At 56.9% G+C, this 24,627-nt stretch carries 27 protein-coding genes; 18 read left to right on the top strand and 9 right to left on the bottom strand.

Features of this window, described 5'->3' with window-relative positions; genetic code table 11:
* Positions 1-148: 148 nt before the first annotated feature.
* From ABIB06_RS36095 to ABIB06_RS36085, 3 genes are read right to left on the bottom strand one after another with little or no spacing between them, the layout of a single operon-like run.
* The gene (locus tag ABIB06_RS36095) at positions 149-1,903 is read right to left on the bottom strand and encodes a DUF2326 domain-containing protein (RefSeq protein ID WP_247344090.1); all 1,755 of its coding nucleotides are present in this window, start codon (positions 1,901-1,903) and stop codon (positions 149-151) included.
* Positions 1,900-2,127 carry an ABC-three component system middle component 6 gene (locus ABIB06_RS36090; RefSeq protein ID WP_247344094.1) on the bottom strand — a complete coding sequence of 76 codons (228 nt, stop codon included), beginning with the start codon at positions 2,125-2,127 and terminating at the stop codon, positions 1,900-1,902. Before ABIB06_RS36090 ends, ABIB06_RS36095 begins: the two co-directional genes overlap by 4 nt.
* Positions 2,124-2,873: an HNH endonuclease gene (locus ABIB06_RS36085; protein ID WP_247344097.1), complete on the bottom strand. Its 750-nt coding sequence runs from the start codon at positions 2,871-2,873 to the stop codon at positions 2,124-2,126. Before ABIB06_RS36085 ends, ABIB06_RS36090 begins: the two co-directional genes overlap by 4 nt.
* Before the next feature lie 360 nt (positions 2,874-3,233).
* Between ABIB06_RS36085 and ABIB06_RS36075 the strand changes: the two genes are divergently transcribed.
* The 3 genes from ABIB06_RS36075 to ABIB06_RS36065 all read left to right on the top strand — a co-directional run bounded on the left by ABIB06_RS36075 (position 3,234) and on the right by ABIB06_RS36065 (position 4,948).
* Positions 3,234-3,695, top strand: a complete 462-nt coding sequence (locus tag ABIB06_RS36075; RefSeq protein ID WP_502916591.1) for a GFA family protein — start codon at positions 3,234-3,236, stop codon at positions 3,693-3,695.
* Between the two features lie 104 nt (positions 3,696-3,799).
* A complete protein-coding gene (locus tag ABIB06_RS36070; protein WP_354070173.1) occupies positions 3,800-4,228 on the top strand; it encodes a hypothetical protein in 429 nt (142 codons plus the stop codon).
* A gap of 210 nt (positions 4,229-4,438) precedes the next feature.
* The gene (locus ABIB06_RS36065; RefSeq protein ID WP_354070171.1) at positions 4,439-4,948 is read left to right on the top strand and encodes a GNAT family N-acetyltransferase; all 510 of its coding nucleotides are present in this window, start codon (positions 4,439-4,441) and stop codon (positions 4,946-4,948) included.
* A 165-nt stretch (positions 4,949-5,113) separates the two neighbouring features.
* On the opposite strand, the gene ABIB06_RS36060 is transcribed toward ABIB06_RS36065, so the two are convergent.
* From ABIB06_RS36060 to ABIB06_RS36050, 3 genes are all read right to left on the bottom strand, one after another.
* A complete protein-coding gene (locus ABIB06_RS36060; protein ID WP_354070169.1) occupies positions 5,114-6,295 on the bottom strand; it encodes a saccharopine dehydrogenase family protein in 1,182 nt (393 codons plus the stop codon).
* Positions 6,296-6,354: 59 nt separating this feature from the next.
* Positions 6,355-7,023 carry a hypothetical protein gene (locus ABIB06_RS36055; protein WP_354125693.1) on the bottom strand — a complete coding sequence of 223 codons (669 nt, stop codon included), beginning with the start codon at positions 7,021-7,023 and terminating at the stop codon, positions 6,355-6,357.
* A 257-nt stretch (positions 7,024-7,280) separates the two neighbouring features.
* The gene (locus ABIB06_RS36050) at positions 7,281-8,606 is read right to left on the bottom strand and encodes an adenylate/guanylate cyclase domain-containing protein (protein WP_354070165.1); all 1,326 of its coding nucleotides are present in this window, start codon (positions 8,604-8,606) and stop codon (positions 7,281-7,283) included.
* Positions 8,607-9,043: 437 nt separating this feature from the next.
* Between ABIB06_RS36050 and ABIB06_RS36045 the strand changes: the two genes are divergently transcribed.
* The gene (locus ABIB06_RS36045) at positions 9,044-9,331 is read left to right on the top strand and encodes a hypothetical protein (protein ID WP_354070163.1); all 288 of its coding nucleotides are present in this window, start codon (positions 9,044-9,046) and stop codon (positions 9,329-9,331) included.
* Between the two features lie 73 nt (positions 9,332-9,404).
* Here ABIB06_RS36045 and ABIB06_RS36040 read toward each other — a convergent pair whose 3' ends face one another.
* Positions 9,405-10,127: a hypothetical protein gene (locus ABIB06_RS36040; protein ID WP_354070161.1), complete on the bottom strand. Its 723-nt coding sequence runs from the start codon at positions 10,125-10,127 to the stop codon at positions 9,405-9,407.
* A 143-nt stretch (positions 10,128-10,270) separates the two neighbouring features.
* On the opposite strand from ABIB06_RS36040, the gene ABIB06_RS36035 reads away from it, so the two are divergent.
* The 4 genes from ABIB06_RS36035 to ABIB06_RS36020 all read left to right on the top strand — a co-directional run bounded on the left by ABIB06_RS36035 (position 10,271) and on the right by ABIB06_RS36020 (position 13,299).
* Positions 10,271-10,648, top strand: coding sequence for a hypothetical protein (locus ABIB06_RS36035; protein ID WP_354070159.1), 378 nt, complete (start codon positions 10,271-10,273; stop codon positions 10,646-10,648).
* Positions 10,649-10,660: 12 nt separating this feature from the next.
* A complete protein-coding gene (locus tag ABIB06_RS36030; protein WP_354070157.1) occupies positions 10,661-11,836 on the top strand; it encodes a protein rep in 1,176 nt (391 codons plus the stop codon).
* 53 nt (positions 11,837-11,889) lie between these two features.
* On the top strand, positions 11,890-12,225 hold the full coding sequence (locus ABIB06_RS36025; RefSeq protein ID WP_354070155.1) for a hypothetical protein: 336 nt from the start codon (positions 11,890-11,892) through the stop codon (positions 12,223-12,225).
* Between the two features lie 108 nt (positions 12,226-12,333).
* Positions 12,334-13,299, top strand: a complete 966-nt coding sequence (locus ABIB06_RS36020; RefSeq protein WP_354070153.1) for an FtsK/SpoIIIE domain-containing protein — start codon at positions 12,334-12,336, stop codon at positions 13,297-13,299.
* A 97-nt stretch (positions 13,300-13,396) separates the two neighbouring features.
* Here ABIB06_RS36020 and ABIB06_RS36015 read toward each other — a convergent pair whose 3' ends face one another.
* Entirely contained in the window at positions 13,397-13,837 is a 441-nt protein-coding gene (locus tag ABIB06_RS36015) for a hypothetical protein (protein WP_354070151.1), read from the bottom strand.
* 229 nt (positions 13,838-14,066) lie between these two features.
* On the opposite strand from ABIB06_RS36015, the gene ABIB06_RS36010 reads away from it, so the two are divergent.
* From ABIB06_RS36010 to ABIB06_RS35975, 8 genes are all read left to right on the top strand, one after another.
* On the top strand, positions 14,067-14,921 hold the full coding sequence (locus ABIB06_RS36010) for a hypothetical protein (protein ID WP_354070149.1): 855 nt from the start codon (positions 14,067-14,069) through the stop codon (positions 14,919-14,921).
* Positions 14,922-14,951: 30 nt separating this feature from the next.
* Positions 14,952-15,374 (top strand): hypothetical protein, encoded by a 423-nt coding sequence (locus tag ABIB06_RS36005; RefSeq protein WP_354070147.1) that lies wholly within the window; start codon positions 14,952-14,954, stop codon positions 15,372-15,374.
* Between the two features lie 311 nt (positions 15,375-15,685).
* Positions 15,686-15,886 carry a hypothetical protein gene (locus ABIB06_RS36000; protein WP_354070145.1) on the top strand — a complete coding sequence of 67 codons (201 nt, stop codon included), beginning with the start codon at positions 15,686-15,688 and terminating at the stop codon, positions 15,884-15,886.
* 9 nt (positions 15,887-15,895) lie between these two features.
* Positions 15,896-16,468 carry a Fic/DOC family protein gene (locus tag ABIB06_RS35995; protein ID WP_354070143.1) on the top strand — a complete coding sequence of 191 codons (573 nt, stop codon included), beginning with the start codon at positions 15,896-15,898 and terminating at the stop codon, positions 16,466-16,468.
* Between the two features lie 186 nt (positions 16,469-16,654).
* Positions 16,655-17,743, top strand: coding sequence for an ABC-three component system protein (locus tag ABIB06_RS35990; protein WP_354070141.1), 1,089 nt, complete (start codon positions 16,655-16,657; stop codon positions 17,741-17,743).
* A complete protein-coding gene (locus tag ABIB06_RS35985) occupies positions 17,731-18,231 on the top strand; it encodes an ABC-three component system middle component 2 (RefSeq protein WP_354070139.1) in 501 nt (166 codons plus the stop codon). The genes ABIB06_RS35990 and ABIB06_RS35985 overlap by 13 nt, the downstream gene beginning before the upstream one ends.
* Positions 18,228-20,108, top strand: coding sequence for a hypothetical protein (locus ABIB06_RS35980; protein WP_354070137.1), 1,881 nt, complete (start codon positions 18,228-18,230; stop codon positions 20,106-20,108). Before ABIB06_RS35985 ends, ABIB06_RS35980 begins: the two co-directional genes overlap by 4 nt.
* A 195-nt stretch (positions 20,109-20,303) precedes the next feature.
* The gene (locus tag ABIB06_RS35975; protein ID WP_354070135.1) at positions 20,304-21,794 is read left to right on the top strand and encodes a gamma-glutamylcyclotransferase family protein; all 1,491 of its coding nucleotides are present in this window, start codon (positions 20,304-20,306) and stop codon (positions 21,792-21,794) included.
* A 98-nt stretch (positions 21,795-21,892) separates the two neighbouring features.
* Here ABIB06_RS35975 and ABIB06_RS35970 read toward each other — a convergent pair whose 3' ends face one another.
* Positions 21,893-22,531, bottom strand: coding sequence for a TetR/AcrR family transcriptional regulator (locus tag ABIB06_RS35970; protein WP_354070133.1), 639 nt, complete (start codon positions 22,529-22,531; stop codon positions 21,893-21,895).
* 94 nt (positions 22,532-22,625) lie between these two features.
* Here ABIB06_RS35970 and ABIB06_RS35965 point away from each other — a divergent pair, with 94 nt between their 5' ends.
* Together ABIB06_RS35965 and ABIB06_RS35960 are read left to right on the top strand one after the other, a co-directional pair.
* On the top strand, positions 22,626-23,519 hold the full coding sequence (locus ABIB06_RS35965; protein WP_354070131.1) for an NAD(P)/FAD-dependent oxidoreductase: 894 nt from the start codon (positions 22,626-22,628) through the stop codon (positions 23,517-23,519).
* 29 nt (positions 23,520-23,548) lie between these two features.
* Positions 23,549-24,613: an alpha/beta fold hydrolase gene (locus ABIB06_RS35960; protein WP_354070129.1), complete on the top strand. Its 1,065-nt coding sequence runs from the start codon at positions 23,549-23,551 to the stop codon at positions 24,611-24,613.
* Positions 24,614-24,627 lie beyond the last annotated feature (14 nt).

Genomic DNA, 24,627 nt, shown 5'->3' with positions numbered 1-24,627 from the left:
AAACCGCCTTCGCGCAAAACAAGGCACGATAACGCATCATGGCAACCGCGCTGTCACCGCAATTACCGTGTCTCATTCCAGGGGTGCAGTCCAGCACTGTCACCGTAACTCCTCGGTTCCAAACGACAGGGGGTTTTTCCGTTTAGGGCTACTTCGCTTTGTACCGGAAACCCAAAAGGCTTCCTGACGGATCAGTGTCAGTCAGCACAAGACGGATATAATCGTGGGCCTCAAACTCGGCGCTGAAATCGTCCGTTGGCAGCGCATCCGAATTGAGTGTGAGGATGTATTGAAAGCCGTATTTCTCGCTCATCTGCACCGCGAGTTCGATAGCGTGTGCTCGCTGCCGAGGATCGACACCATCAAAAATCGTGCTGTCGTGAATGAGAAAGTCTATGCCGAGCCCGCGCCCGCGAGCAAAAGCGACAAGCATCAGATCATAGCAAAAGATCTTCATCTTGCTGATGCCTTCGCTTGTTCCGCCATCTATTTCAACGTCGTATCGATAGCCGGTATCATCGATGTCTATCAGCAGGCGGCCGGGGGTCTTGTAAAGGTGCTCTGAATTATCGGCAAAAAGGCGTAAAGCCTTCGACCATACAGCACGGCGCTCATCGTAATCGAGTTCAGCTGATCGCTTCAAATCGACAGTTGCGACCTTTATCTGATCGAGGCGCGTCGCCATCTGCCGGAGTTGGTTGATGCGAGCAATAAGGGCTTCGAAATGCGTGCGGGTGGTCGCATGCATTTCTTGCAAAGCCGTAAGTTCTTCGAGCGCACCATGCCCTTTGAGGAGGTTCAGCAAGATCGCACGATCGCTCGAAAGTTGCTCCAACTCCTCCTCTTGTGAGGCGATGCGTGCCTGCAATTCAGCGACTTCGTTTGCGAGAAAATGGCGTCTGTTTTTTACGATCTCGCTGTTAAAGGACCGGGCTTGCTCAAGGGTCTTTTTCACCGCTTCGGGAAGCACAACCCGCGCTTCTGAATAAAGTGCTTCCAGACGATCGGGCGTGGCAGCCCCTTCGTCTTGCAGGTTATCAGAATATCGATCGATCCGTCGCCCTGCCGTCATGTTGGAATTTACAAGCGCGTGAATCTGCGCAGTCAGCCGATTGGCTTCCTGTTCCGTTTGTCGATATTGCGGAAGAACCTGAAAATTCGCGAGCGCTTCATTTTCTTGGGTCAGTCGTCCTTCTAGCTGTATCCTTTGCGCCTCCAACTCGCCGATCGAGGACAACTCGCCGTCAATTGCGCCTGTCTTGATTGCTTTCTTAAGCGCATCGAGCGCGTTTTTTTGATCCTTCAACACCTGCCACTTGGCGGCCTTCTCCCAATCGAGGCCCAATAGGAAAGCATTGTGAAGCTGTGCGTCCCAGGTCTTTTGCTTCTCGAAGTGAGTGAACGGCGACAGATAGGCCGGCGGATGGTTGCGGACGAAGTACGCGAGCAACGATCGCGCCGACGGCGCATATGTCGTCACGTTCGCCTTGTCGCCGACCCCGAACAGCGCCCATCCGAGCAGAGAGCGCCATTGTTTTATGTCGAAACCTACTTGCCCCGCTTTGTTCGTCGCCCGGATTGCAGGCCATGTACTTACGTCGCCTTCAACCTCGACAAAGCCGGGCTCAATTGTATGTCTGGTCACGCGCACCTTGGCGCCGCCAAGAGTGATATCGAGCGTAAAGGCCCAATCCTTCAAAGGCTCAACCCGAAGGCCCTCCTTGGGCCTAGGACCGCTGCCAAGGCAGTAATCGACAATATCGATCAGCGCTGATTTTCCGAGGCCATTGGTTGTGTCCTTATCACCCGCTGCCTGCGAACGATCGGCCACGATCAAATTTAAGCCGGCCTCAAACTCGACCGACCGAAAACCTTTATGATTTGCGTAAACACCGTGGATCAAGATTGCACTCGGACAAAAAGCCCGTCTCTAAGTTCGATTGCGCCGATGATGAATAGAAGATCTGCCGCAAGAACGAAACGCTCGAAGGTGCCGACATTTTTTTCAACCTTGGTGCGTTCCCATAATCCAGACACAGTAATAGGGCTGTCCAAGTGCTGAAGGATTGTGGCGCCGACCCCGAGGATCGTCTCGTTTTCCGAGATATGTTTCGTGGGAAGGATCATTTTTCGAACACGTCGCAAATCTCGAACAAGTAGATGAGGACGGCAAGCCCGGCCGTTCGATCGCCCTGGCTCTTAAGTCCGCGCTGGGAGAATGCACACATAAGCTCGAAAAGCTCGTTGCCTTTGTGGCCCTGATGCCGAAGGCGAAAATATTCTGCGAGAAAGCCGCTCTTGAGCTTATCGGGAAAGTCCGGATCTAGCTGTGTTTCAGCCGCGACGAAATCGGCGACAGTTGTGCGAGATGACAAGCCGGCCGCGATCGTGTGGCGGGAGCCGTTAGACAGGTCATTCTTCTTGATCTTTTCTTCCGGCGGCAGGAGATCGAAGTTTGGCCCCGAGACAGTGGCCGGCGGTTGGCTGGACACCCACGCCACCGCGTGCTGCAACTCGGGAAAGGCAACGTCAGAAAATGCCTCTGCTATGGCGGCGCTCGCCTTCTCTTCATGCGTAGCCTTGAGGGCTAAGAGATTTGCCGTGGGCCAGTCAGCCGGCACCTTATCGATGACCGTATGATCGCCCTCGCACATGTAGATGAGATTATCGACGTGATCTCGCTGTGCGTCGGTCATGGTGGCGTCGTAGCGAGCGGCAGCCGGCTTCTCGCCCGCGATATGTGCCGCTTCGCCTACAGCCGTGTCATCGCCCACGATGGCAGTATAAACGAGAGGCTTGGCGCAACCCGGAAACGCGCAAATCCCGCCGCTACGGAAAGCGAGCAGAATTTTTGTTGGATATGATGCCCCCACTTACGTCCCCTTACCGTGCCGCTTGCTGCCGCTTCGGTCGCAACAGGGAGATCACCCGCATTGCTGCGCGTCAACTGCCGGCAATATTTACTTCCGCTCAACGCGCAATTTTTTCAGGGTGACGACGCGGTGAATAGCCCGAAGGAATTCAAGGCAACAAAAAACCCGCTATCCCATTGGGATAGCGGGTTAGTATTTGGTTGCGGGGACCCGCAACAGACACCCCCATAGACTTGCAGCGTTGATCATTTCCTTAAGTCTGTGAGGGGTTTAGTCGGCTACGCTGTCAAGAGCGGACATGCTCGGCGCCAGACGAGAAGTCGGCTACCCTTCCGCCGATCATATACGTTCGAGGTTTTCATGATTCTTCTCGCGCCAGCGGTCGGTGGATGCAGTTGCGGTAAACTGCGATACAGGATTACTAAGGAACCGCTCACCGTTTACATCTGCCATTGCCATCAATGCCAGAAGAGAACCGGCAGCGCATTCAGCATAGCGCTTGTGATGCCGGCCGACGGCTTCCAAATAAATCACGGCGAAACTGTGCGAAGTGAACGAACATTGTCCGACGGACAAAAGAACATTTCGGTTTCGTGTCGTGAGTGTCATTCACGACTTTATACCCAACACACTCAACGAAATTTTGCGGCTACGATCAATCTGCGGGCAGGGACTCTGGACAATACAAGTAAGATTCGGCCCGTCGCTCAGATGTGGACGAGCAGCGCCCAATTATGGGCTATTCAGCAAGACATTCTCAGTTATTCCGGGCAACCGTCAGATTACACGCCTTGGATCGATGCGTGGAAAGCGAGCCCATAGTTCGACTTGAAAATTCGCCTACGACTCTGACGATGTCTATTCGCCACGTACACGCGCTAAGATAAGGAAACGCCCATTCAATCTAGCAAACTTTGGAGCAAGGGATGACGAGGGAGGATCAGTTAACAAAGCTCGCGCGGCAGGCCGATGAGCAGAACGCGTTGGCCGAGCGAGAACGCAAATTTCATGAAATGCAGGACAGTTACTACATTCATTATGCGATCGAGGATACCCAACTAACGATACTATTCGCCGCTTTCAAACTGATGACCATCCCGTACTTCCAGATAGTGGAAATAGAGGTCGCTTCGATTTTTGACAAACGATCAACGCAAATCAATCTGGGCAATGGTATTCGTCAGATGTGCAGGATCAAGAAATCCCGTGGGTGGTTTCGGTACGTTATAGTTACGCCAAGAGAGCCCAAGCTTCTATTAGATGCTTTCCACACGTTTCGATCGCGGGCTAATCCGGTTAAGAGTGACACCACCCCACCGCTGCCGCAGTTCCTCAGCCCTCATGACAATTCCTAGTGACGGGAATGTCCGTTGCGGATCACATGCTGCCGAACCGGCGCCCGGCTGCAAACTTCCGGTCTGCTCCTGCGAGCCGACGTGCAGCGACACCGCGCGAACGGAAGCGATGGGCCACAAGCAGAAGTCGAGCTTCTCTGGATTTGCGGTATCGTAGAAGTTATCTTGTGCAACTCACTAGGGATATTCCCTCCCGGCTGGTGAAGAAAAATGACCGACGACGACATCGAGATACGTCGCCTCGCACAGGAGGACGCCGTCCTCTATCGAGACATTCGACTGGAAGCTCTCCAAGCCAACCCGGAAGCGTTCGGTAGCACCTTCGAGGTTGAAGAAGCTCAGCCGCTGAGTTTGTTCTCGGATCGGCTCGGCAGCTCTGCAGTGCTCGGCGCGTTCCGCGACACAGAGCTCGTCGGTATTGTCGGCTTTGGTGTCCAACAGGGCCAGAAAGAAGCCCACAAAGGCGTCCTTTGGGGAATGTACGTTCGACCCACCGCAAGGAATGCCAAGGTCGGTCGACGGTTGGTCGAAGCGATATGCAATCACGCCCGTAAGCAGGTTGAGCTGATCCAACTCAGCGTGGTGGTGGACAATGAACAGGCGCGGAGTCTTTACGCGAGATTGGGCTTCCTGGAGTACGGTGTAGAGAAGAACGCTCTGAAGCAAGCCGGCCGCTATTACGACTTGGTTCTTATGGCAAAGGATCTCTCACGGCGATGAATTATTTTGCGATGCAGACATCGACTGCTCACCAGCAGGCACGATTTCCGCAATGGGTCAAAGGCTGACTTCGAAACCTGCTTGACTGAGGTCCGCTTATCTCTTGAAGGCAGACATCGCGCCCCCGTAAGCAAAGGTCAGCAACGGGCCAAAAGCTGACTCTCGTCAGCCCTCGACCTTGAAGCTCAAACCAGCATGACCGACAAGCCGATTGATCAGCCTGTGCTGCATTGCTGCACCCGGAGTCCAAATTCCTGCTGGCGTATCCGACGAATCGCGTAGCAGGCAGATCGCGCATTCGGCGATTATTTTTGCCGTCGAGGCATAGCCCGGTTCGCAATCGCCGATAACGGCGGTGCGCAATTGCCTGCCATCGGGCGCAATTGCAACGAAAAGGATATCATAGGAGCCACTTTCCCGTTCTTCCTTTGAGGGCCCTTCGCCCGGCTTTGGTCCCTCGGTGCCGCTCAGTTTATTAGTGGCAGCCATCACCAACTTTGCGTTGGTGCGGCCTTGCTCGCCTTGTCCCGTCGAAATCATCTCGTCGTAGACGAAGTCTTTCCCATAGGGAAATCCCATCAGCATATTCGAGCGATGGACGTTGCGAGTGTTGATGGTCGACATCGGAAACGGAGCGGACCAGGAATTGAGCTCCTCATCGAAAGCGATCTTATTCCCAGCAGGCTGCTTGGGCCCTTCGAACCCGGGCGTTAGCGCAAACGGGTCCTTGAGCGTCGCAACGAGACTGAGGTCCTTGGTGGCAGCTACAAAGCTTGCTTTGGTACTGGCATAGGTCCCCCCGGAGAGCGACAGGGTCGCATGACGGATGCGCGCCTTGACGCGGGGCGCCGGTATTCCCCATGCCTTTCTCGCAGTATCCTCGCAAAAGAATACGCCGAGTTCGAATGGTAGAGAGTCGAAGCCACAGGAGAACATGATCCTTGCGCCGGACGCCTTGGCCGCTGCGTCATGCGCATCGATCATCTGTCGCATCCATATCGGCTCGCCGCAGAGATCGATGTAGTCGGTGCCTGTGGCTGCGCAGCCAGCCAAAAGGTCGGAGCCGTAGAATTGATATGGCCCGACAGTCGAGATTACCAGGCGGGTTTGGTTAATCATCGCCTCTAGTGAGGCCCGACTGCTGGCGTCCGTCATAATCAAAGGGAGGTCGGCTGGAGCGCCGGTGGCATCGCGAACCGATTTCAGCTTATCGAGATCACGTCCGGCCATCGCCCACTTCAACGATGGGTCATCTTTGTAATGCGTGACGAGATATTCGGCTATGAGCTGCCCCGTGAAACCTGTGGCCCCATAGACTACAACATCGAACTTAGCGGAGGCTTTCACGACCTGCCCATTCCCAAAAGATTGCGACTGGATGAAGAATATTTTTGATTCTCTGCAACTCAGGGATTCGCCGTAACAAAGGCGGCAACGTCGATTTTGAGCTTTGCCAACACGGCCTTGATCGTGTCTCCATCCTGATAAACCGCTTGTCGGCGAACCATGATCGCTTTCGTTCGGACAACGGCGTTTGCTTGCAAATTTACGAAAAGCTTACGCGCGCCATCGTCAGTCCCTTGCTTTGTGAGCGTTGCGGTGTAGCAGGCGTTATCATCCTCAGTGATTACCCCGATGGAACCGCCTTGGTTCACGTTAATCTTTTCGAGAATGCTTGCGAGGCGGGCATCGACATCGGTCCCGACGGGACTGTTACTTGATGCCCGCAAAGTCTTGCACTTGCTCGCAACCGAGAACGGGGTCGGCATCTTCATGTCCGAGTTGAAAATCAAATATGCGGACACGTCGTCGAGCTGTCGCTTGCCCTCACGCGCCTCGGCAAGTTGGTTGCAATCAGCAGACATGGCCAGAAGTTTGATATTTTCGCCTGCCATGTACGCGGAGATAACCGCCACAGCACGGCCGTCAAATTCGTAGCGTGGGGTGAGTTCGCAGAAGCCCGACGGCGGCGGTAGCTTAACGAACGTGTCTCCGATCATCGCCGCAACGCCCGAAGCGCCTGATACGCTGAAGGCAAGAAGAATCGCTGCGAGAGTCAGACGGCCGAATAGCACTGGCAGCTCCTAAGTCCGTAAAGCAAGGGTAGCCTCGACATTGCTCGACCAATTTATAACAAAGAGGTGCGACAATCACCAGAGGTTGAGGTTCTACCAGCGCAAGCCGTGCCCCAACTTTAGGGCGCATGACCTATGTCCGTTTGGGTCCATCGCGTCGGTGCAGACCTCTACCTGTCACTTCCGGTCCACCGCGAACAGCGGACATAATCGAACCGGCCCCGTTGGTCCGAGACGGGCCAAGAGCGGTCCTTCACTTAGATGCTCGCTGCGAACAGATCCCACCGGCCCGGAAGTCCCTTAAGTTCATGCGATCCGCGCTCGGCGAACCTCAAGCCCGCGCCTGCGACGAGATCGGTAACAACCCGTGACACCAAGACTTCGTCAGGCTGCGACTGGGTCATAACGCGAGAAGCTGCATGCACGGCGACGCCGCCTATATCGCGGCCCCTGATCTCGATTTCACCGGTGTGAAGACCCGCTCGGAGCGCCAAGCCGATCTGTTTCGCAGCTGTTCCAAGCGCGAGAGCGCAACGGACGGCGCGGGCTGGTCCATCGAAGGTGGCGAGAATGCCATCTCCGGTGGACTTGATCAAAGTGCCGCGATGCTTCTCGACGATTTGCGACGCCAGTTCGTCGTGGTTGTCGAGCAATTTGCGCCACCCCCGGTCGCCGGTTTCGGCGGCGCGGCGCGTTGAATCGACGATATCCGTGAACAGGACTGTGGCGAGAACGCGATCGATATCCTCTGGCGAGCCGTCCCGCTGCCCGGTCATGAACTCTTCGATATCGCCAAGCAGCTCGTCGCGATCGCTGAAGCCGAAATATGGACTGTGGTCATCTCCCGCATACTCGATGAATCGCGCGCCGGGAATCCCCACGGCTAAATCGCGGCCATGCTCGACCGGTACCTGCACGTCGCCATGACGATGCAGCACAAGGGTCGGAGCGCGCACGCTCTCAAGCAGCTGACTCACGTCGATCGACGCATTCAGCAGGGCAAACTGCTTTATGGCTCCGGGACTGGCTGAAAGCCTTTCATACTTGGCGAATTGCGCTACGGCGGCAGGATCGGTCGCGAGGCTGGGAGCAACTCTGTTGATCATCGCGCCCGTGCCCCACGACTTCATGAGCTGCGTGGCCCGTTGCTCGCCGTCTCCGGGCAAGTCGCGTCGCCGTCGATAGCCGCCAAAGAGGATGAGCTTGGATACGCGCTCGGGATAGGTGGCAGCAAACATGACGCTCATCGCGCATCCCTCGGAGACTCCAAGCAGCGCGGCCTGGGTTGACCCGATGCTGTCCATGACGGCGCGAACATCATCCATGCGCTGTTCAAGTGAAGGGGCTCCGGCTACCCTGTCTGAGAGCCCCTGGCCTCTCTTGTCGAAGGAAACGACCCGGGCGAAGGTCGAAAGGCGGCGCATGAACGCGGTATAACCGCGCAGTTCATGCAAGAATTCGACATGCGAAATGATGCCCGGGACCACGATGATATCGACGGGTCCGCTACCCAGTACTTGATAGGCGATATTGACGTCGCCGCTTAGCGCATAGCGCGTCTCCGGCATGACAAAATCGATCATCAGTCACTTCCTTGACGGCTAAGGTCCTCCACCGCCGAAGCAACAGGCGAAATCGTCGTCACCTGGTCGACGCGCAGCGTACCTTATCATACGGGCAGCTCGACAGAGCTAGAACAATGGCCTCGAAATGTCGCCTCTGGGTCACAAGCTGAATGGTGCATTTGAAAGTCAGGGGTCCGCTTCGTGTCGAAAAGCGGACGTCCGGTGGTCAAGTCTGCGGGTATGATTAGGGACCCGCAACGGACACCCCCACAGACTGCCGCCGCTCGTTATCTCATTGAGTTCTAAGGCATAAACAACAAAGGCGGGGGTGCCCCGCTTGTGCAAGGCAATATTCGGCCCATACTGGGACGCATCACGCGTTCCGTTTCCTCCTCTGAGGTACGGCCCCCGTCCACGCCTTCCGGCGTGACGGACGGCACAATCAGAGATGATCTATGAGAGAATTGTCGCCCTACCTGTCGATCGCCGGGCTTGCCCACAGGCATGCCAGCGAACTTAAACGGGTGATCGCCGACGACCCACACCAGTTTCCGAGAGGCGATCAGCCCCTCGATTCGAGCGAGATCGCCTGCTGCGACGCAATTTTAGCCGTGGTGCAGTCTGTCCTCGCCGTGCACCTGAGAGTTCTGGGGTTTTCCGACGACGGAAAGGCGATCGCTAGTATTCCGCAAGCCGTGCTCGATTTGCTGGACGAAGAGGACTCCCCAATTTACGAAGCTTGAATTTGATGCCCCGCGGTTGCGGGGCATCTTGTTGCACTACGCAGAAAAGGTAGGGGAGCAAGAAGTAGAAAAATTAGCGAGTTTTACTCATTGAGTTTGATCTGAAACGATCGAAACGCTCGAATTCGGCCTGCAAGACTGCATCACTGGGCGCTAGGCGTTTTGTAAGGTCGAGGGGATGCTTGTCCGTATGTTTTTCGTACACCTTACACAGAAGTGCGTAGGAAATCGCGTTCGTGGCGTACATGCGCCACATCGCGTTCTTTATGTCTGACTGATAGTGGCCCGGTATGACGGGCCCAGGGTTCATGTCAAAGTGCGTGAGCGGTCTGTGTACCAACACGAAAGTAATGAACGAGAGGAAGACTGTTGGTCTCTCGATCTCTTTGGTAAAATTCTGTAGTGCAGTTTTAGTCCCGGCCTTTATGGACGGGATCGCAACGGTCTTGGTATCGAGAACTGGATTCGGCAACGAAGCCCAATCGGTCAACATCTCGTCGGTGATTTTGAGCTTTGTCGCGAGAGATTCATTGAGTGCATTCAGCCAAAGGGCACCAAAAAACACATGCTGATCGTACTTACTTTCATGAAGCTTGTTGGGTCCGCGAGCGCTCTCCATAATTGCGCGAAACTGATCTTGCTTTTCGCCGATTAGGATGAATTCATCGAGGACACGGGAAAGCGCTATCCCGCGGCGGTCTGCCTCGGCCTGGTATCGCTCTTTGCGCTCCTCATCAAACCGCATTGGGACAACGTCCTTGTGGTTGGACCTCGCAGGCGTCTTAGTCCGGGCCATCAGCTCTCCTCCCCAGGCACAAAATTGGCGGCAAGTCTAGAATCTCCGGCGATTCTATATCAGGTTTTTTTGAGCAGCTAGGTTCGCAGTCACTGAAGCGATGGGCGCTTTTAGCCCAAGACTAAGGGTGATGCGGAGCCTCCATGAAAGACTTTGACGTTGTCAGACTTCATTGCCTAGCCCTCGAAATTCTAAGCCAAGTCGGTGATTTACCCGTCGTCCGTGCCCCGGACATTGCGGGCGATCCTATGGACGAAGCGCCTCTGGAAGAGTTTCGGCCCGTCCACAAACTTTCGGCCGGCATGCGTGAAGCTAAATACCAGCGGACGGACCGATGGGGCGACGGCAATCCCGTCGCCTACTACCAGGCCTTCTGCCGTAACCCTGAGACGGGCAAGTTTGAACGGTATGCCTGGCGCTACATGCTGCTGAACGGCCAGCCGACCCTACACAAAACCTTTCCCGTCATTGTCGAGGACTGGAAGGATCGAAAGATGGGCATCGCGCGGATCGCTGAGTAGGCGGGCTGCGCCATGCTCGATCTTTTCAATGGCATCGAAGCTGAAACACTGGAGTGGGTGCCAAGCACCCACGTTCATCGCTTGCCAAGCGATGAAGCACCGTATTTCTGCGATGAGATAGGCCTGCCCGATGTCGGTAAAAAGCTCGCCAAGATCGGCAAGCGCGATTACCGGCGCATGCACCTGGAAAAGATCGCCCTGGCCGACAGCCTGAAGGCTGCCGGTCGGGACGACGTCGCCAACCTGCTGAGCAATTGCTGCACCCAGCTATTCCTCGACCGCTACACAAAGGGTGTGCGGTTGCGCGGGGTAAATGAGTGCAAGCACCCGCTCTGTCCCACGGCCCAGCTCGCGCGGGGGCGGCGTCTCTATGGCGAAACCAGCGCCTCGGTTGAGCGCTTCCTGGGAAAACACGACGGCATGCAAGGGCTACTGCTGACGCTCACGGAGCGGAGCTGCCCGGCCCACGAATTGAACTATCGGCTCGGCGAGATACTGCGCGCTTTTTCGCGGCTGATGAGTTTCACCAAGGTCAAACGCGCGGTGAAGGCCTACGTGCGCTCAGTCGAGTTCACCCGCAATGCGATCACCGGCCTGTGGCACGCACATATTCATGTCTGCATTTTCGTATCCAAGGCAGAATACTTCAGGCGCGGCAGCAAGCTCTACATTTCGCAAGAACAGTGGGCAGCGCTGTGGCGCAAAGCCTTGCGCGCGACCTATACGCCGGTTGTCGATATCCGCGCGTTGAAGGGCCTGACGTCGCCGCTGACCGATAAGGGCCGCGACGCGCTATGCGAAGTCATCAAGTACCAGGTCAAGCCGGGCAGCCTGATCTACTGGCAGAACGGCAAAGCATTCGCGGTCGGGCGCCAAACGCCGGAGCTGTACCGCAAGCCCGGTGATGACACGTTGCAGCCGATGATCAACGTTCCGGTGATGGCGTTCTGCGACGCGGTGAAGGGCCGCCGCCTTGTGGCCACGTCACGCAATCTCCAGGGCAATGATGATCTCGATTTCACCGATGACCCCAGGGATGAGGTAAAGGCGCTCGATCTCGGTGAGTTCATCTGCACCGAAACCTATCAGTGGCACACGCGTGGCCGCGACGCAGGCTTCTACCTGGTTGGTCGTTCGTTCGACGAACCGGGCCACTCCAGACGGGGAGGACCAGCCATGGGGCCGTGAGCAACGCGCTGACTCGCTGCGAACCAATTTTTATCCCAGAATGGAGCAAAGCTATGAGTGAATTTACAGATGCTGAAATTGTCCTGCGCGGCACGAGCCGCGGCGTCAAAGAGAGTCGCAACGATCGCGGTCAGGTGGTTGGCCACTCAGTGCAACTCGTGAAGCGTAACGCCAAAAACAGCATCGAAGTGATGCAGGTGAAGCTGCCCGAGGGCGCCGATCCTGCCAACTACGCTGATGGCAAACAGATCGAGCTGGCGGTTGATATCTCGAACTATGAAGGCACGATGTATTACCGCGCCACTCGCGAGACTCTGCCCGCAAAGTCGACCGACAATCGAAACGGTGAAGCGGCACGCGTGCCGCCACGCACGTCTGCGGCTGGCTAGGTGCCAGCTTCTCGAACCAACCATTCCGAAATGATACGGGACCGCGCCATCACGCGCGGTCCCGGTTTCGTCATCCGTTACCCAACAGATTATTGAGGAGATTAGGACATGGTCTCAAGGAGCTTTGCCCGCGCTTTCGCGGTCGGCGCGCGATTGGCACACGAACACCAAGAAAGAGAAAGACGTCAGCTTTACGAGCAAACGCCGCAGGGCGCCGCTGAGAAAGCCGCCCGCGAAGCAAAAGAAGCCGAACAGCGACTTGCAGCCGATGCGACCGCCGCTAGACATCGGGCCGAAATGGAGCGGCTGGAGCGACCCATCCCTCTCGCCGAACGGTCTGGCCTCATCACTTTCGGTACGTCCGTTGAAACAGGTGATAATTGTGTTCTTCTGCCGCGTAGGATCCCGCACATGCTGATCGCCGGCACGACCGGTTCGGGCAAATCGGTTTTCCTGCACCAGCTCGTCTACCAATTGGTGCGGGCGCCCGAGGTGGAGCGGACCATCCTGATCGACCTGAAGGGCGGCACGGAGTTCTACGCGTATCGCGACATGCCCAAAGCCGAGATTGTCTGGGAGTTTCGCGATGTCGTGCGCGTCATTGACGGCGTGATGGAGCTGATGACCGCGCGCCAGGACATATTGCGTAACCGTGGCATGCGAGAGTGGCCTGACGGCCGGGTGTTCATCGTGATCGATGAATACGGCGATATCCAATGGGAGATAGATAACGCGACCACTCGCGAGGAAAAAGACGCTGCCAGGCGCCTTTCCTCTAACTTACGGGCGATTTCGCGCCGGGCCAGGTCACTCGGCATAGTCCTGGTCTGCGCCCTGCAGAAGCCGACCACTGATGCGATGGATTCGGCGGTACGCACCAACCTGAACCTGCGGATATGCTTTCGCGTATCGAGATTGCTGGCCGCTTCGGTGCTGGATGAGCTAGACGGATTGCCGGTGAACCCGCCCGACGTGAAGACAGGCCGCTTTATCTATTACGATGCAGGTCAGGGAACTCGGCTTTATCTTCAAGCCCAGATAGCGCCGGGTGTGGTGTTAGGGGACGTTTCGTGAAAACCGGGGAAGGCGGTGGCGAGCACGGCGCGCGTCAGCGCGCCGCGCGCAGCCGCCGCCCTTTTCCTAGATACCTAAGAAACATCACGTCAAATCCTCACAGGGAAGCTTTGGACGTGGTGTTGGCCGGGGTCTCATGGGCGGTATTGTACCATGAGAATGGGGTATGCAGCCAACGGGGTGCCGCGTGGCTGGCAATGAGCCCAATGCAAGTGAGCACCATAAGGGCCGCGAAGCAATCGACCGCGAGCGCGAGGCTGCTCCGGGGCTCGGGTTTGAACGTGCCGTCGGCCTGCTCCTCCCATTCAAAGCCTTCACTGACCGAGGGAAAGGTTGGGCGGCTGATACGGGGCGGAGAAGTCAGCAAGCCGTCCCATGCGAGGTTCGTAGCCAGGTTCGCGTTGAGGTACTTGCCGATGACGTCCCGGTTGGTACTCGGCACGGGCGCTGCGTGCTCGCGCAGCCAGAGGCGCATGATGCCGATATCGTAGGTTGAGAGGTCGAGGGTTAGGGTCGTTGTCCATGACTGGATGTCCATGGGTAGTTGCTTTCGTTTGGTTCATAGATGAAGAAAACAGCCGACGGTGTGCCGAGCGCGTAAGCGCTCGGTCGCAGTCGGTATTTCCCTTGATACCGCTCGAACATCGGCCGTTGGCGGCTGCTGAGGCCTGCGCTATGATGTGGTCAGTCCTGGTTAGGGCAGGACTCAGAAGGCCCCGTCTGGATGCGGGGCCTTTGCTTTGCAACATTGCTGACGGGGAACCCGCGTGCTCAATTTCGATCCTTCCTGGCGGTTCAGATCGCCAGGCAAAATCACGCGCGGCGTTGTGTCCGACTTGACGGTTCTGATCAAACGCGTGTCAGGCCAGTTTGGTAATCGCCAAACCATTATTGAACATTACAAGCGGTATTTTGCCGACGCGGCAGGTCGGCCGGCACACCAAAGCTCATCGCTCAGTTGGGCGGAAAGCGACCTCGACGACTACATGCTTGAAGCCGCCGAAAATGCCGCCTTATTCATCGAAGCCTTCTTTGACGCAGGACAGGCACTAAGAAACCAACACCCAGAGCTCGTCGTGCCAGATGTCGCGGCGATCAATCACGTTCTGAGCAGCCATGATGCTGGCTATGAAGTCAGCCCTCCCCACTTAATCGCGCGGACACCTCCAAACCCGGTCACGATGGAAGAATTACCACCGTCGTTGGATGAGATGGCGCACGAGCGAATTCAACGGTCGTTGAAGCAGGCACAGGACTACCTGACCGCCGGTCAAAACCGGCAGGCTGTGCAGGAAATTTTATGGTTGCTGGAGACCGTGGCGACGGCGTTTCAAGGCATTCCGGTTGGCGAAGCGACGATCCAGGGCAAATATTTCAACAAGATTGCCGATGAGCTGAGACAACATCGAAAGGGCCAGGTCGCAGAGCAGGCCATCGGTTGGATGAAAACGCTGCACGGCTATCTTTCCTCTCCTACAGGTGGCGGCGTCCGGCATGGTGGCACCCTCACGGCGGAAGCGGAAATGTCGGGTCACGAAGCTCGGCTGTTTTGCAATCTGACACGTAGTTATCTGAATTTCTTGCTGGACGAGTACGATAGCCTGAAAGGCGGCAACCGCTGATCCAGCGGCCTGTACCCCTTGGAGCGAATGGTGAACGCCCTCAAATACTATATAGAACAATTTGTTGAACCGACCTTCGAGGATTTCAAACGCAACCCTGCGTCGGAACGGCATGCGTTTCTGGCATGCGTGACGGCGTATCACGCCGTCGACCGCGCGACCTACCCTAAGAGACCTCGAAACCTAAAAAGCAGATGGCGGAAGGAGTGCCGGCAGTTTGCGATCGTGGATATGATGGCCCATCATTTCAAGCACGTCGTAAGTGACGATGAAAAAGCACCGCATAAGGAGGGCACAATTCCCCTGGCAAGTTCGGTTTTTGGCTATGGAACGTTCAATACTGCCCCCTTCAATACGATGGCCTATAATGAAGTCGGTATAGATCTTCGCAATATTAGCTATTTGATTCAGGAGGTGATCACATTTCTAAAAAAGCAGGCTGAAGCTCAATAAGGCCAGTTGTGCCCTGCGCGGCAGTTCATCCAGCGCCGGTCGGGCGAATAGGCCCTGCACAACCGACCCGCTAGACGAGAAAGGCACCGCCCCCTGGCGAGACCGGTGGATGCCCTTGCCGGGCTGCGCTGCTGGCCTATTCACCCGGTCCTGCCGGCCGGCAGTGGTGTGGCTGTCATCGGGGAACAGAAAGGCGCCACTGCCTACCGCTACCGCTGGCAGTGCCATAATGGTCTGCCCGCTGGGGTGACCACGCAACAGGGGGTCTGGGACGACGTGGCAAAACTCGAAAATTGTGATAGATTCGCGCTATGCCAAAGCAAAAGCGATCGACTGGAAAAACCGCTAAAAGTGGGTTCATCATTGGCCGCGCGAGCTTTACGAAGATCAGCGCGGTTGAAGGAATTCGGCTGAAGCCAGCCATGAAGAAGCGGGCCAGTGAGGCCGCCGTAAAGGGCCTCTCAGCGGAAGAATACCGCCGCACGATCGTGCGCAGCTATCGCAAAGGCTAGTGCAGTCGCATGTACGATGCGATTGACGATCCGTACACCTACGAAAATTCGACTGTTCTCGTTAACAAGCTCGACCTGCGGGATCAGGACGAACTGGACGATTTCGAGGCCGAAATTTCGAACGCGCGATCAGCCGAGCCCTTGCCCGAGGGGCACCTCGATTTTGCCCACTACTGCGCGGTCCATCATCATCTGTTCCAGGATGTCTACGAATGGGCGGGCAAGCCCCGGACCGTCCGGATGTCCAAGCAGGGCAATCCATTTTGCTTTCCCGAACACATACAGGCGCAAGCGTCGAAGCTCTTTGCTGACCTAAAATCCGATAATTTTCTAAAAGACCTTCCAGCGGCCCAATTTGCGAACAAGGCCGCGCACTTTCTTGCGGAATTAAACGCGATACATGCGTTCCGTGAAGGAAACGGGCGCGCACAACTTTCATTTTTTGCCCTGCTGGCCGATCAGGCCGGCCAGCCGCTGGACCTGGAAAGCCTCGATCCGGACGCGATGCTCAATGCCATGATCGCCAGTTTCGATGGGGACCAAACCGAGCTGGTTGAGGTTATCACCGGGCTGATCAACTAGATTTCTATATGTCATTGAACGCAAAAGACAAATTGGCAAAATGAACCTCTCTATCGTCGGTTTTCCATCGGCTAGAGACCTTCTCCAATTTGTTACCCGAAGTTGCATCGTGTACCCCAGTGAGCGCGGAGGTGCGTCGGGGGGCGCAGGCCGTGGCCGGTGGAGCTGTCGGCCGTGGGGGAATGAATGATGGACGGTTTTAGCTCGATCAAGACGCCCAAGGGCCCGGCAGGCTTGATTAGCGCCGCGCAGATCATTTCCGGACCGCCAATACTGCCGGTCGCCCGGATCAAGTTGTATTCGGCGAGCGAGTGGGAAGAATTCACCAACGAGTGGGCACACTGCTCGCTCAAGAAAAATTACCATGATGTTGTTCGCTTCGGATCGTCCGGTGATCGCGGCGTAGATATCGCGGTCTTCTTTGACAAGGACGGTTTCCTTGGCGCGTGGGACGGTTTCCAGTGCAAGCACTACATCAAGCCGCTCGCGCCGGCTGACGCCAAGCCCGAGATTGCCAAAATCCTCTGGTACTCTTTCAAAGGCGAATATAAACCGCCGATCTCATACAGCTTTGTTGCGCCTTGCGGCATCGGCACGAAGCTCAACAACCTGCTCAAGAACACGGCCGCTCTCAAGAAAGACCTCATCGAGACCTGGGATAAGGTTTGCCGTACTGCGATTACCGACACGCAAGAGGTCCCGCTCGAAGGCGCCTTCCTGACCTACGTCGAAAGTTTCGATTTTTCAATCTTCCACGGCAAGCAACCACTGACAATTATTGAGGAGCATCGCGCTTCACCACATCACCTTTCTCGGTTTGGAGGTGGTCTGCCGGCGCGCCCGGCAGCAGTGGCCCCACCGACCGAGATTGACGTCCTTGAAAGCCGTTACGTGGAGCAGTTGCTGGAAGCATATTCTGATCACACCAAGCAACCCATTAAGGTTCCTGGGGACCTTAAGCGGCGCGCGGCGTTGAATGAACACTTCACGCGCCAGCGGGAGGCTTTCTATCACGCTGAAACGCTCCGGGTGTTCGTCCGCGACAAGGTCGAACCGGGGACGTTCGAGCGATTGCAGGACGAGCTGTATGCCGGCGTTGCCGACACCAACGCTACGGATCATGCCGATGGATTTGTGCGCGTGATCGCGGTTACGAAGGCTGCTCAAGATATGCAGCTTACAGCGAACCCGATTGCACCGATCGCCCAAACGCAAGACCGTCACGGCATTTGTCACCAACTCGCTAATGAAGACCGGCTCAAATGGACGAAGTAGCCGCATCGCGCAAATCGATCACCTTTAACGGTCCGCTTGAGGCTGGGGTGAGAGTCGTTGCCGTGCTCGGTGCGGCCTATCCGCGTTCATTCGACCTGCAACATCTGACAGCCCTGGATTATCTGCTTGTCCGAACGAAAGAGCTGAACGGTCCTGAAAGCATCCACCCGCCAACACCGATACGGTCGCCCAATGCGGAAGTCCGGCGACGGGTGGTTCAGCAAGGCCTCGTGCTGATGATGTCGCGCGATCTCGTCGCGCGACAAGCGACCGCCAGCGGAATTCATTATCAGGCTGGTGAGAGCGCTGCCGCCTTCCTGGACTCGCTCCGGTCGCCGTATTTGGTTGAGTTGAAATCTCGGGCGACCTGGCTTGTTGATTATTTTAAGGACCACTCAGAGGAGGCGTTTGCGCGGACCATCCGTCAGTTCTTCGACGATTGGGTGATGGAATTCCAGGAATTCGAACGAAGCTTTGGATCGCCATGACCACGACCCTCGGGCTTCGCATTCGTCACCTCAGCTTCTTGGGGCCCAACCGGGCCACCGCCACTGTTCCGTTCGGACCGGGGTTCAACGTGCTTTATGGGGCCTCGGATACGGGCAAGTCGTTCGTAGTCGATGCCATCGACTTTATGCTTGGTGGCAAAGGGCCGCTTCGAGACATTCCGGAACGTGTCGGTTATGACCGCATTCTGCTTGGCATCCAAAACCTAAACGGCAAGACCTTCACGATCCACCGAAGTATGGCGGGCGGCTCCTTTACGCTGTTCGAGGGCCTTCATGTCGATGCGATGCCGGCGGACAAAGGCGCCGAACTTCACGAGGCCCATCGTGACAACCGGGACGACAACCTTTCTCGATTTCTGCTGTCAGAGATCGGTCTGGTCGACAAGCGGATACGTCGGAACAAAGCGAACGACACCAACAGCCTAAGTTTCAGGAATGTCGTGCGGTTAGCGGTCGTCGATGAAGAAGAAATCATCCAGAAGCGTTCCCCTTTGTCGGACGGCAACTTGGTCGCTGATACCGCGAATACATCCACCTTCAAGCTGCTGATTACTGGTGTCGATGATTCTTCTCTCACCTCATCCACGCGCGCCACGGCAGTAGAGCAGTCTCGCATCGGGCAGCTGGAGCTGCTGGATCAGCTGATCGCAGAGCAGCAAGCGCAAATACGCGAGCTGTCGGGTCCTCCGAAAGAACTGGAGGACCAGGATTCGCGACTCGAAAAGACCTTGCAGTCGCGTGCGGCGCAGTTGGCGACCACCGAAACGCAGTATCGCGAGGCCTCGGCCAAGCGGCGCGACTTTCGAAAGCGCCGTCAGGACGCGGAAGAACGGCTCGCCGAAATCCAGGTGTTGCTTGAACGGTTCGCATTGTTGCAGCGACATTACGGCTCTGACGTGGAGCGGCTCGAAGGTATCGAGGAGGCTGGGACGCTGTTTTCCTCTCTCAGCGATGGCGCATGTCCCTTGTGTGGCGCCGAACCAGCTCACCAACATAAAGGCGAGGCTTGCGAAGGAAACCCGGAAGAGGTCGTGCTGGCTGCGCAGGCGGAACTTGGCAAAATAGCGTTACTGGAAGACGATCTGTCCAAAACGATCGATCAATTGAAAAAGGAATCGAGATCCCTGGAACGTCGGCTGCCAACCCTGGAAGGCAATATCGCGGAATTGTCGACGTTCATCGAATCCCAAATATCGCCGAACCTCCGAAGCATGCGGCAATCTTACAGTGAGATAGCCGACAAAAAGGCCGAGGTGCGCGAAGCACTTGGCCTTTTCCGGACGTTCAAGGACCTGCAGGATAGGAAGGCCGCTCTGGAGGCGGAGGTGAAAAACAGTGGAGGCGACCCTGCTGATAGCGATCTTCCTTCCTCCAGCATCCATCGTTTTTCGACGGTCGTTCTGGACCTGTTGAAAGAGTGGCATTTCCCCAACGTGCAAAGCGTCCATTTTGACCAACGGCAGCGCGATCTAGTGATCGACGGCAAGAATCGGACGTCCTTCGGCAAGGGGCTGCGGGCAATCACGCAATCCGCGTTCTCAATCGGACTTTTAGAGTACTGCCGCCAGCAAGCGACGCCCCACCCTGGCTTTGTGATCCTCGATTCGCCGTTGCTCTCGTACAAAGAGCCAGACGGCGAAGACGATGATCTACGCCACACTGATCTGAAGCAGAGATTTTATCACTTCCTGATGGGCATTCCTGAGAACCAGCAGGTGATCATTGTTGAAAACACAGATCCGCCAGCCGACGTTCAGGCTCTCCCGCAGGCAATAAAGTTCACCAGCAATCCAGGCGATGGTCGAGCCGGTCTCTTTGTCATTGTCCCGAGTGCTCCAGCGGCACCGGCTAGCTAGACCGATGATGAGTACCAGAAAGAAGCTGCCAGCTCACGAGACGGGTTCTGGTAACATTTTTGCCGACCTCGGCCTACCTGATGCCGGGCTACGCCAGCTCAAGGCTGCCCTCGTGGTGCAGCTCAAACGACTACTGTTTGGGCTTCGCAAACCGTCGGCAGACGCGGTGCGACGAACCCGTCGCGGGAGCCGATCATGTTGAAAGCTACCGACGAGGAGACCGAGGAAGTCCGGGAATACTTTGAATGGCAGGCGCCGGACCTCGAAGTGACTTTTATGCAGAAGGTCTACTCAGAGGCGGTCCTGAACACCCGCCATGATGTATGGGACATCCACACTAACAAAGATCGTTGGTGGGTCATCACGGGCGGCACAAACCTCTACTCTCAGGAGCAGTTCCCAAATATGGACCTTGCTGTGACCTTCCATATTGGCTTGATGCTCCGCATCCCGCGAACGGAAAAACAACAGACAAGCGACTTACGAATTCTTCCATTCGGTCCGGTCTTTGAGAAGATGGAAGAAGTCGAGACCGCCGTGGCACAGGCCCATAACCTCGCGGACTATCAAGCCGTCGGCGTCCGTTGCCGGGAGGCGCTACTTGAGCTGATCGGCGTCGCGCAGGACGCGGCAACGTGGACCGGCACACCGCCACAGCGTGCGAACTTTCGCGCTTGGGCGGAGATCATCTGCAACGATCTTCTGCCGGGTGACACCAACAAAGAACGTCGCGGAGCCCTCAAGGGTGCGCTTGATTCTGCATGGACGTTCTGCAACTGGCTGACGCACTCAAAGTCGGCCACCTGGACTGATGCGGAGATGGCGCATGCGTTGATCCAGCACGCCAGCGGCATGGCGACCGGATTGATTCTTCGCGCGTTGCGCGGTGTGCCTGAGCAATGCCCGACTTGCAACTCTCCGCATCTCGAACCTGAACAAGGCGAAAATGATGCCGCACCGGGCATCCTTTGGGAACGACCGCGCTGTGCGGATTGCGGATGGACCGGCCGGCCCGTCCCAATCCTTGACCTGGAGGATGGACAAGCCATCATCACTCGCGAAGGCGAAGAATCCGACGAGCACAGTATTATGACAGTGCCGCTACGCACGATCGTTAAGCCGGGCGATCCGCCGATTGAGCCATTGAAGAACACCGAAACAGGGCCACCGGAACCGTTCGTTTATTTCGCGTATGGGTCCAATATGTCGACCGAACGGCTTCGCGAGCGTATGCCTAGCTGTAAGCCGATTGGTATTGCGACCTTGCCTGGTCACGCGCTTCGCTTCCATAAACGCAGCGTGGACAAGTCCGGGAAGTGCAACGCATTCGCCAGTGGCAGCGACAATAGCTTGATCGGCGTCCTATTCAGTTTCGATCCTGCGGAGCGCGCCAAGCTCGATAAGGCCGAAGGCGTTGGTAACGGTTACGAGCACGCGATGGTTACCGTCGTCAACGACAAAGGCCGCAGGCGGAAGGTTCTTACTTATCTCGCCGCCTCCGACCACATCGACGACGACCTCAAGCCCTATAGCTGGTATAAGGACTTTGTCCTTGTGGGTGCCAAGGAACACGGCCTGCCGCCGGACTATATCGCCGAATACATCGAGGCAGCTGAGGCGATCAAAGATCCCGACGAGACGCGCGATAAGAAGCAGCGGAGCACGCTCGGAAGCCCCCAGCAGTGAGTTACAACGACTTCTTGCCGGCGATCCCATGGGTTCAAATATTGAAAACCGCGGTTTCAGTTCTCGGCCGTGCTGATCGAGCCCTATGAGCCGTTGGCCTATTCGCCCGCGTGGTCGCTGCCACCGTGGGCGGCGATGAACATGGCCACGGCCGACCGGCAATAGGATTCGATATCATCCTCTGCTCTCGCCTCATCGAAGCGCGCGACAATCAGGAGATCGGATCCTTTGAAAAGCGCGGCAAACAATCGGGCGGACTGCAACGGATCGGGCACGTTCAGAACCCCCTTCGCGTGCAACTGACGCAACAGGGCCTCGATTTGGGCGATGACATGGGCGGGGCGGGCTTCGTAATGGAGCTTGCTTAAAGCCTTCTGATTCGTCTTGTCGGCCATGATCATGGCTTCGACATTGCTGACGTCCGGCCTCAACAGCGTGCGAAGCAGGGATGATCCCACCGCCATGAGCTGATCTTCGGCCGAACCGTCGACGCCTTCAAAAAGGGCCTTTGTAAATTGATGGCAGCCGGCCGCGATGGCCGCTCTGAACAGCGCCTCCTTGTTCTCGAAGTGCCTATAGATGCTGAGCTTGGATATCTTCGCCCGCTGGGCGACCTTGTCCAGTGTCGTCGCTTGGAAACCCAATTCCACAAAGAGTTCGCTCGCGGCGTCGACTATCGTTTGGCCAAGCGCCTCGTTGGCGGGCCGGCCGCGCCGGCCCTGGCTATTTTCGGTCACGACAATTCCAGTACTTGACAGTATCATAATTTATGAATTACGATACCACATAGTATCGGAAATATGCAAGCCAATTTACACGGAGCCCATCCCCATGGATGACGTCATCATCATCGGCGGCAGCTTTGCCGGTCTCGCCGCCGCGCTGCAGCTCGGCCGTGCCGGCCGCAAGGTCACCGTTCTCGATACCGGCCTGCCGCGCAACCGCTTCGCCGGCCACTCGCACGGCCTGCTCGGCCACGACCACAAGCCGCCGCTGGACATCCTGGCCGAGGCGCGGCAGCAGCTGGCGCGTTATCCCACGATCAAGCTGGTCAGTGCCCGGGCCGAAAGTGTCTCCGGCGCCATCGACGATTTCAACGTCCTCACTGGCGGTGGCGAAAGCTTTAGGGCGCGTCGTTTGATCCTGAGCTATGGCGTCGCCGACCAGATGCCTGATGTTCCGGGCTTTGCCGAAAGCTGGGGCACGTCCGTCGTGCCCTGCCCCTATTGCGACGGCTTTGAAGTCGCCGGCCAGCATTGGGGCCTCGTCTGGTCCGGCCCACAGTCGCACAATCAGGCTAGGCTGTTCCTCGATTGGACCGACAAGTTGACTCTCTTTGCCGATGGTCACGACATTCCGCCCGATATCCAGGCCGATCTGGCGCGCCGCAAAATACCTGTCGTCGATGGCCGGATCACCGAGATCGCCCATCACAAGGGTCATATCACCACCGTCAATCTCCATACCGGCCGCAATATCGCAGTCGACATCCTCTTCGCGCATCCGCGCAACAAGCCGTCCGCAAGCCTGCATGAATCACTGGGCCTTGCCACGGTGGATACGCCCGGCGGCATCACCCTCAAGGTCGACGAGCGCCGCCAAACCAGCATGCCCGGCATCTACGCCGCCGGCGACCTCACCACGCCCTTCTTGCCCTCGGTCACCCAGGCATCATCGCAGGGCGCGATGGCGGGTATCTTCGCCCAGCAGTCGATGTTGGTTTAAGCGCACAGTTCAGACAGGAGAGCTCCGCGATGTCGCCGGTTCAAGTTACAGAAAACACTTTCCACGGTTCACGCAACGGCACTTTCTATCTTGCAAGCGGCCCGAGCGACGGCACGCCGATCATCTTCGTCCATGGCTGGCCAGAACTTGCAGTGAGCTGGCGGCATCAGCTTCCAATCTTCGGTGCGCTCGGCTTCCGGGCGATCGCACCGGACTTGCGGGGGCATGGAAGGTCCTCGCTCTACAGCACGCACGACGCCTACGCCCAGCGCGAACTCGTCGCCGACATGATCGAGTTGCTCGACTCCCTCGGTAAGGAAAAGGCGATCTGGGTAGGGCACGATTGGGGAGCGGTGGTCGTCTGGAACATCGCCAGCCACCATCCGGACCGGTGCCTCGCGGTCGCCAACCTGTGCATACCCTATGCCACGTTCGAGCGTGGACTTGATGTGCTCGTCGGGCTGGTCAACCGCGATCTGTACCCGCAAAGCGAATATCCGTTCGGCAACTGGGAGTACCAGCGCTTCTACGAAGAGCATTTCGAGAAGGCCACCAGCAGCATGGAGGCGAACGTCGCAGCAACCTTCAAGACGCTTTTTCGCGCAGGCAATGCCGATGGTAAAGGCAAGCCGGCGATATCGTCCCAGATTCGCCGTGATGGAGGCTGGTTCGGCGGAAAGGACGTCGCTCCGAACGTTCCTCGTGATGAACGGGTCATCACCGAGGTCGACCTGCATGCCTATGTCTCAGCCTTCGAGCGAACGAGCTTTTACGGCACGGCCTCTCTGTACATGAATCATGCAGCCAACGCTCGCTATGCACTTGATGCATTGAACGACGGCTTTCTGGACATGCCCGTTCTATTTCTGGAGGCGGAGTATGACTACACGTGCGACTGCGTGAACTCGCCTTTGACCGAACCGATGAAGAAACTTTGTCGCGATCTCACGATCGAGAGGATTTCCTCAGGGCACTGGATGGCACAAGAAAAGCCCGTCGAGGTCAATGCAAGCCTCGCGCGGTGGCTGGGTGCGAAGGTCCCGCAAGCCTGGCTCGGTGTCACGGAAAACCGCTCGCCGGCTGACCCGCAGTAGACCCGGCGCAACTC

Origin of the sequence: Bradyrhizobium sp. LB8.2 (assembly GCF_040548035.1) — a bacterium.
Taxonomy (GTDB): domain Bacteria; phylum Pseudomonadota; class Alphaproteobacteria; order Rhizobiales; family Xanthobacteraceae; genus Bradyrhizobium.
Note: the sequence above shows the minus strand (reverse complement) of the source record. Positions and strands in the feature narration are given on the sequence as shown.